Below are 8749 nucleotides of genomic sequence, written 5' to 3'. Positions count from 1 at the left end.
CGTGACCGCCATCGCCGTGGCGCCGCCCGGGGTCGTCAGCCAGCCGCAGGCCGCGTCGGCCGCCGAGTACCTCACCGAGACCGCCGCGTCCATCAGGGCCGCCGCGGCTGCGGCCCCCGCCTCGGAGATGACCGCGGTCACCATCACCACCAGGCACCTCGGGATGGTCGGCGGCCCGAACACCGTGTTCGCACCCTTCGGCGACATCCGCGCCGGAGCCACCGGCGCCGTCGTGTCGCAGTGGAGCGGCACATACCGGCTCGACGCCGACGGCACCCTGCACGTCACCGACCAGATCCGCTTCCACTCCACGGACGTCTACGGGGACGAGGCCACGGTGGCCGCCGCGTGGAACGACTACTACGGCAGCACGGAGATCGGACCCCTCGGCACGCCGCCCGTGACCGAGGACCCGCACTCGATGGAGGTGTCACGGGAGACGCTTCCGGTGTCGCCGACGGACTTCCCGCACGACCCCGCCGCCTTCCTCGAGGCCTGGACCCAGGGCATGAAGGATCTGATGGACGCGGAGATCGCCGAGTCCGCGGAGCTCGTCGACGACCTGGAGGAGAGCGGGATCCTCGAATCGACGTACGAGCGGTACGACGTGCCCGCCGCCGAGCACATGCTCTCCACGCTCTCCACCTCGACCCTGCTGCAGACGGGATCGCCGGAGTACCGCGCGACCTTCCTCGAAGCCCTCGCCCTCGCTCCGGGCATCACGGTCGAGGAGGACTCCACGGCGGTCAAGGTGCTCGCCTACGCCTCCGACGAGCAGCGCTATCGGCTGTCGATCGACCCGGCGGCCGGTGCCGTCGTCCAGATCGACGAGTTCTTGCTGGCCGTGCCGGGACAGCTGTGGAACCGCCACACGAAGGACGACCCGCCCGTCGAGGTCGGCTCCGCCCCGTTCCTGCCCGACGGCATCCCCTCCCGGTCGAGCACGTTCCGCTCCGCTCCTGCGAGCTGAGCCGTCCTCGCCCCACGGCGCCCCTCCCCGTTCTCCGGTGGAGGGGCGCCGTCGTCGCCCCGCACCCGCGCAGACCTCATCTATTGTTGAGGTCGAGCGAAGGGAGCGCACGATGGAACCCGAAGACCTGCTTCCGATCGGCGAAGTCACCCGGCGCACCGGCGTCGCCCCCTCCGCGCTGCACTTCTACGAGCAGCTCGGCCTCATCTCGTCGACGCGCACCGCGGGGAACCAGCGCCGCTACCGCCGGCACATGCTCCGCCGCGTCTCGCTGATCGTCGTCGCCAAGCGCATCGGCATCCCGCTCAGCGAGGTGCAGGAGCTGTTCCAGACGCTGCCCATCGACACGCCGCCCTCGCACGCCGACTGGCGCCGGGTCGCGAAGCTGTGGCGCACACAGCTCGAGGAGCGTCGCACCCAGCTGGAACACCTGCAGCGCGAGCTCACGGGGTGCATCGGCTGCGGCTGCCTGTCGCTCAAGGCGTGCCGCCTGCTCAATCCCGACGACACCCTCGGCGACGACGGTCCGGGCCCCCGCCGCATCTGACCGGGCACGCCGCGCTCGACGTTCGTCCAGCGCGGATCCGACGATCGGCCAGACCTCTGCGCCGGGCCGCCAGGCCGTCCGAACGGCGTTGTGCCGGTAACGAGTAACCCTTTACCTTCTAGACGGCACACGTCCATCCGTGTTGCCGTCCTCACGGTCGCGGGCTGTCCCGACAGCCAGGCGCGGGTGCGCGTCCGCGAGGGAACCGATCATCACGTCGTCGCACGGTGTCGTCGCGCCGGCGTGATCGACCAACCATTGAAGGGATACCCGTGGATTCCACAGCAGCAGTACTCTCGCGACCACCCGGTCGCGTGCGCCGATTCACGAGCATGCTCCTGGCATCGCTCTTCGTCACCTCGGCACTGGTCGGGGTGAGCACGCTCGGAGGCCCCGCTCCGAGCGCCGAGGCCACCCAGAGCTGGGGCACGACGACGCTTCGTCAGACCAACCAGTTCTTCGCCTACGTCAACGCCGGCGAACAGCTCACCGGCGACATCTCGAAGCTCGTGCGAGGGGTCGGATCCCAGTCGGCCACGCTCCGGGCCACATCGCCGTCCGGTGAGACGTTCGAGTGCACCGTGGCCGCCGACGCGGTCGTCGGCACCGCCTGCACGTTCGGCACCCAGACGGCGGCGGTCAGCGGCATCTGGACGATCGACTTCGTCCGTCCCGTCGCCGACTCGCAGGCCGCCGCCGGCACCTTCCAGTGGAACATCACCGTCAGCTCGGGCGGCACGCCGATCCCCGGCCGCGTGTGGTCCGACGACTTCATCATGGAAGACACGGAACCGGCGACCTTCGACCTCTGGTACGTCGGCTCGACGGGCTACCAGTACCGGTCAACGTACTCGGACTTCCGCGGCATCTCGAGCCGGTTCCAGGTGAACCAGTTCGGCAACGTGCTGCCAGGGACGTGCACGCCGTACTACGGCAGCGCGGCCATGGGAGCGCCCACCGGCTCGGAGATCCCCGGCATCGAGCCGAGCGACTCGTGCGGTGTGCCGTACCACATCTTCTTCGAGACGCCCGCGGCCGACCTCCCCGCGTCGGCTTCTGCCGTGGACGGCAGCCACTTCGTGCTGCCCGCGCCGGAAACACCCGACATCTCCGGCTTCGCGTTCGCGCCCGCCGGCAACGACACGCGCGCCGGCACGTTCACCTTCACCACGAGCGGTCACGTCGGTTCGGTCGACCTCTGGGTCGACGCGGACGCCGACGGCTTCTACGGAACCGCGGGCGATCGCCTGATCGCCGTGGCGGTCAACGGGGACGGCGTGCAGACGGTGTCCTTCGACGGACTCGACGCCTTCGGAGCACCGATTCCCGCGACGACGCAGTTCGCCGCGCGCGCCGGTATCTCCAAGGCGGGTGAGATCCACTTCGTCAACTCCGACATCGAGAGCCGCGGCGGCATCTCCGTGACCGCGATCAACGGCCCGGCGGCCGGGTCGTCCACCCTGTACTGGAACGACACGACCCTGGAGCTCGCGAATCACCGCACGGACTGCCTTCCGCCCGTGATGGACGGACGGGCGGGGACCGCGAGCGCTGTCCCCGGCGGCGTGCACGGCTGGCCCTGCGACTTGAGCATCCAGCCCAACAACGCGAACAACGGCGTCGACGGCCCCTGGGGCGACGTGCGCCACATCGACGACTGGACCTTCACGCCGGTCGACGAGCAGGAGCAGATCATCGTCGCACCCGCGGCGAACTACACCGTGGTGAAGTCGTCCGACCCGGCCGACGGCGAGTCGGTCCAGTCGGGTGACGTGGTGACCTACACGATCGACGTGGCACAGGTGGGCAACGTCCCCGCGGACGCCACGCTCACCGACGACCTCGCGAACGTGCTCGACGACGCCGCGTACAACGGCGACGTCACCGCCAGCACGGGAACGGTCGACGTGACCGGAACCACCCTGTCGTGGAACGGCACCCTCCCCGTGGGCGGGACCGCGACGATCACCTACTCCGTGACCGTCGACGACATGTCCGACCTGCCCGCGGGCGACTACAGTCTCGGCAACGTGGTCACCAGCCCCGGCTGTGCGACCGCGGACGACTGCTCGACGGTGCACCCGATCGGCGCGTACTCCGTGGTGAAGACCTCGGACCCTGCGTCCGGCACGACCGTGTCCGATGATCAGAAGCTGACGTTCACCGTCACCGTCACCGAGACCGGTCAGGGTTCCGTGGACGGCGCGACGCTGACCGACGACCTCTCCGACGTGCTCGACGACGCCACCTGGAACGACGACCTCGTCGCCTCCGCCGGCACGGTGTCCTTCGACCAGGACAGCGAGCAGCTGGACTGGTCGGGCGACCTGGCCCCCGGCGCCGTCGTGACGATCACCTACTCGGTGACCGTCACCGGAGACGGCGACCAGTCGCTGATCAACCAGGTCACCAGCCCCGGGTGCGCCTCGCCCGAGACGTGCGGCACGACGCACCTGTACGGCACCTACTCGGTGGTCAAGGAGTCCGACCCCGCGTCGGGCACCGACGTGGCCCCCGGTGACACCATCACCTACACGGTGACCGTCACCCAGGCGGGTACGGGCGCGGTCGACGCCGTGCTCACGGACGACCTGACCGGGGTGCTCGACGACGCCGTGTGGAACGGCGACCTGGCGGCCGACCTCGGCACCGCGTCGTTCGATCCCGCGACGAACGCCTTCACGTGGAACGGCACGCTCCAGCCGGGCGAGGTGGCCACGATCACCTACTCGGTCGGGGTCAGCGGCGCCGGAGACACCGACCTGCTCAACGTCGTCACCAGCCCGGGCTGTGCCACCGCCGACGTCTGCTCCACGGAGCACTTCGTCGGGGCGTACTCCGTGGTCAAGACATCCGACCCCGCGCCGGGGACGGCCGTCCAGCCGGGGGACGTCATCACCTACACGGTGACGGTGACGCAGACCGGCAGCGGGGCGGTGCAGGACGCCGTCCTCACCGATGAGCTGCCCGAGGTGCTCGACGACGCCACCTGGAACGACGACGCGGAGGTCTCCGCGGGTGACCTCGACTACGACGAGGACACGCAGGAGCTGAGCTGGACCGGCGACCTGGCCGTGGGCGACGTCGTCACGATCACCTACTCGGTGACCGTGACCGCCGCGGGCGACACCAGCCTGACCAACACGGTCACCAGCCCGGGCTGCCTCACGCCGGAGGACTGCACGACGAACCACCTCGCGGGTTCCTACTCCGTCGTGAAGGACTCCGATCCCGCCCCGGGCACCGACGTCGCCACGGGTGACACGATCACCTACACCGTGACCGTCACCCAGTCGGGCCTCGCCGCCGTGACGGGCGCGACGCTCACGGACGACCTGTCCGAGGTGCTGGACGACGCCACGTGGGACGACACGATCACCGCCACCAGCGGTGCCGCGACGTTCGACCCGGCGACGGCACAGCTCGCCTGGACGGGCGACCTGGTTCCCGGCGCCGTGGTGACGATCACCTACTCGGTCACCGTCGTCGAGGGTGGCGACACGACGCTCACCAACGTCGTGACCAGCCCCGGCTGCGAATCCGAGTCGGTGTGCACCACCGAGCACTACACCGGCACCTACGCCGTCGTGAAGAGCTCGGACCCGGTGTCGGGCACGACGGTCGCGGCCGGCCAGGTGATCGACTACACGATCACGGTCACGCAGGACGGTGCCGGATCGGTGGCCGCACTGCTGTCGGACGACCTGACCGGTGTCTTCGACGACGCGTCGTACAACGGCGACGTGGCGGCGAGCCTCGGCACGGTGGCGATGGACGGCGCGAACCTCACCTGGAACGCGACGCTCGCGCCCGGCGAGATCGCGACGATCACGTACTCCGTGACCGTCGGGGCGATCGGATCGGGTGACGGGCAGCTGCCCAACGTGGTCACGAGCCCGGGCTGCCAGAGCGAGACCGACTGCGCCACGGTGCACCAGGTCGGCGCGTACACCTTCGATAAGACATCGGACCCCGCACCGGGACGGGTCGACCGCGGCGACGTGATCGACTACACCCTGACGGTGCGCCACACCGGCGTCGGACCGATCCCCGGTGCGCGGATCCTCGACGATCTGACCGCGGTGCTCGACGACGCCACGTACAACGACGATGCGGTCGCGTCCGCGGGGACCGTGACCCGTGACGGCGTGGACCTCACCTGGACCGGCGACCTCGTCGCGGGTGACGTGGTGACGATCACCTACTCGGTGACCGTCACGGGCAACGGTGATGGCGACATCGACAACGTCGTCACCACCGACGACCCGCGCGGCGGCTGCGCGGCCAACGAGCCGTGCCGCACCGAGCACGACGTGCCGCCGATGCCGGGCCTGGCCACCACCGGTGGCGAGCTGCCGGTGTGGTCGGTGCCGATCGCGCTCCTGCTCCTGCTGATCGGCAGCGGCGTGTACGTCGTCGCCCGCCGTCGTCGGAGCGACATGAACGCCGAGTAGTCGACGGTGCTCGACGGGAGCGGGGTGGCCATCCGGCCACCCCGCTCTCGTCATCTGCGGAGCCGCTTCGACGCATGCCGTGCGGCGTATGCGGGCCGGGTTAGCCTGAGGACAGCGATCGGCATCCGCCCTTGGCTTCCACAGCTCAAGGGCTCCCGATCGACAGGAGAGCATCATCTCTCTCACCCGAACCGCCTCCCCCGCCTCCACCCTCGGCCCCGTCCGCCAGACCTACGCGGGCACCGCCGAATTCCCCCCGATGACACGGGCGTACCGCGACGTGCAGCAGGTGGTGAAGGAGACCGGGCTGCTGCAGCGCACCCCCGTGTTCTACTCGCTCGTCGGCGGCGCCCTGCTGCTGGCCCTCGCTGGCTGCGTCACCGGCTTCCTGCTGCTCGGCGACAGCTGGTTCCAGCTGCTCATCGCGGCGGCGCTCGGCATCGTCTTCACGCAGATCGCGTTCCTCGCGCACGAGGCAGCGCACCGGCAGATCCTGTCGTCCGGTCCCGCGAACTTCCGCCTCGCGCGCATCCTCGCCGGGATCGTCGGCATGAGCTACCACTGGTGGGACTCGAAGCACACCCGCCACCACGGCAACCCGAACCAGGTCGGCCGCGACCCCGACATCGAGGTCGACACGATCTCCTTCCTCGAGACCGATGCCGCGCAGTCCCGCGGCCTCGTGCGGCTGATCACCCGCAAGCAGGGCTGGCTGTTCTTCCCGTTGCTCACGCTCGAGGGCCTCAACCTGCACTACATCGGCCTCAAGCACCTGCTCACCCGCAAGAACGTGAAGGGCCGCTGGATCGAGCTGTCGCTCATCGTCGCCCGGTTCGCGATCATCCTGATCCCGGTGTTCCTGATGCTGCCGCTCGGGATGGCGTTCGCGTTCCTCGGGGTGCAGCTCGCGGTGTTCGGCGTGTACATGGGCGCGTCGTTCGCCCCCAACCACAAGGGCATGCCGATCATCGCGCCCGACGCCAAGCTCGACTTCTTCTCCAAGCAGGTGCGCACCTCGCGCAACATCCACGGCGGCCGCTGGGTCACCTGGCTCATGGGCGGCCTGAACCACCAGGTCGAGCACCACCTGTTCCCCAACATGTCGCGCCTGCACCTGGCGAAGGCGCGGGAGATCGTGCGCGACTACTGCGCCGCCAACGGCATCGCGTACACCGAGACGAGCCTCGTGCGCTCCTACGCGATCGTGATCGACTACCTCAACCGGGTGGGGCTCGCCGCGCGCGACCCGTTCGACTGCCCCGCCGCCGCCCAGCTGCGCCGCGCCTGACCGCCGCCCGCCGATCGGGGGCGCCCTCGCGGCGCGGGAGAATGGACTCCATGTCCGCGCGTTCTCCCCAGCGACTGCTCTCCTCGGTCCGCCGGCTGCTGCACACCGACCCGTCGAGCGTCGCGCACACCGAGGCCCTGCCCGTCATCGACGAGCGCACCGTGCCGCGCGTGCTCGACCTCGCGACCCGCATCGGCGAGTCGATGTTCGCGGTGGGGGCGTCCGCGCACGAGGTGACCCTCGCGATCACCCGCGTGTGCGAGGCGTACGGGCTCAAGGGCGTGCAGGTCGACGTCACCTACAACTCGATCACGGTGTCGTTCCACCTCAGCGGAGAGGTGTGGCCGGAGACCCTGGTGCGCGTGGTGCGGGTCGCCGCCCCCGACCACGCCAAGCTGCAGCGCGTGCAGGCCCTGGTCGCCGACATCGACGCCGGGCTCGACCTGGAGTCCGCCCGCACCGCCTTCCGCGTGATCCGGCGGATGCCGTTCCGCTACCAGCAGCCGGTCGTGATCGTGGCCCGTGCGCTGCTCGCGGTGGGCGTGAGCATCATGCTGGGCGCCTCCCCGATCATCGTCGGGCTCACGTTCGTCGCGGCCCTGTGCGCCGCGCTCACCCAGGCCGGGCTCGCGCGGCTGCGGGTGCCCCTGTTCTTCAGCCAGATCGCGGGCGGGTTCGTGACGACGGTCGTCGCGGTCGCGGTGTCCGCGCTGGGCAGCGCCGGCGTCGAGCCCTTCGTGGGCATCCGGCCGTCGATCATCGTCGCGTCCGGCATCGTGCTCATGCTCGCCGGACTCACCGTGGTCGGTGCCGCGCAGGACGCGATCGACGGTTTCGCGCTCACCGCGGGCGGCCGCATCCTCGACCTCACGATGCAGACCCTCGGGGTCGTGATCGGCATCCTCGTCGGACTGGAGCTGGGCGGCGTGCTCGGCTTCACGATGGGGCTGCCCGACGACCCCGCCCCGTTCGGGCCGCTGCTGAACCAGTTCGCCGGTGCCGTCATCATCGCGGTCGCCGTGGCGGTGTTCAACGGCGCGGGACTGCGGATCATCCTGGTGAGCGCGCTGCTGAGCGCCCTGACGCTCGCCGGGTACGCGGGCACCGTGGCGCTGCACCTCCACCCCGCGGCGGCGAGCGCGGTCGGCGCGCTGCTGGCGAGCTTCGTCGGCATGCTGATCGCGCACAACCTGCACGTGCCCTCGGTCGCGGTGACCACGGCGGCGATCGTGCCGCTCGTGCCCGGGGTCGCGGTGTTCCAGGGGCTGCTGGAGATGGTGCACGCGGCGGGCACCTCCGCCGGGATGCTCGCCACGGGCGGCTCGCTCATCGACGCCGCGGTGATCGGCATCGCGCTCGCCTCCGGCGCCTCCCTCGGCCTCTACCTCGGCACCCCCGTGCGGGCGACCCTCGCGGGCGTCGCGAAGACCAGGGCGCGCGTGCGGCGCTGACGCGGGCGCGCCCTGGTCTTCGAGATCGGAAGAGCGTCG

The 8749-nt window shown here is 70.4% G+C and carries 5 protein-coding genes; all 5 read left to right on the top strand.

All coding sequences use genetic code 11. From position 1 onward, the window contains the following. Positions 1–970, top strand: a 970-nt coding sequence (locus DW299_RS19090; protein WP_205814379.1) for a hypothetical protein, incomplete at its 5' end; no start/stop codon positions are given. A gap of 112 nt (positions 971–1082) precedes the next feature. Beyond that, a complete protein-coding gene (gene soxR / locus DW299_RS11315) occupies positions 1083–1517 on the top strand; it encodes a redox-sensitive transcriptional activator SoxR (protein WP_136034779.1) in 435 nt (144 codons plus the stop codon). A gap of 332 nt (positions 1518–1849) precedes the next feature. Beyond that, positions 1850–5971, top strand: a complete 4122-nt coding sequence (locus DW299_RS11310) for a DUF7927 domain-containing protein (RefSeq protein ID WP_136036644.1) — start codon at positions 1850–1852, stop codon at positions 5969–5971. A gap of 259 nt (positions 5972–6230) precedes the next feature. Further along, complete coding sequence (locus DW299_RS11305; protein WP_136034775.1) at positions 6231–7259, top strand: fatty acid desaturase family protein; 1029 nt, start codon at positions 6231–6233, stop codon at positions 7257–7259. Positions 7260–7309: 50 nt separating this feature from the next. Continuing rightward, a complete protein-coding gene (locus tag DW299_RS11300; RefSeq protein ID WP_136036643.1) occupies positions 7310–8710 on the top strand; it encodes a threonine/serine exporter family protein in 1401 nt (466 codons plus the stop codon). Positions 8711–8749: the final 39 nt, after the last annotated feature.

Source organism: Microbacterium sp. K35 (genome assembly GCF_004794375.1).
Taxonomy (GTDB): Bacteria; Actinomycetota; Actinomycetes; order Actinomycetales; family Microbacteriaceae; genus Microbacterium; species Microbacterium sufflavum.
This window is presented reverse-complemented; position numbering and strand designations above follow the sequence as displayed.

Excerpts from the sequence above, each read along its gene's own strand:
- DW299_RS11305 (WP_136034775.1), top strand. The coding sequence starts at position 6,231 with ATGACACGGGCGTACCGCGACGTGCAGCAGGTGGTGAAGGAGACCGGG.
- soxR (WP_136034779.1), top strand. The coding sequence starts at position 1,083 with ATGGAACCCGAAGACCTGCTTCCGATCGGCGAAGTCACCCGGCGCACC.
- DW299_RS11300 (WP_136036643.1), top strand. The coding sequence starts at position 7,310 with ATGTCCGCGCGTTCTCCCCAGCGACTGCTCTCCTCGGTCCGCCGGCTG.
- DW299_RS11310 (WP_136036644.1), top strand. The coding sequence starts at position 1,850 with ATGCTCCTGGCATCGCTCTTCGTCACCTCGGCACTGGTCGGGGTGAGC.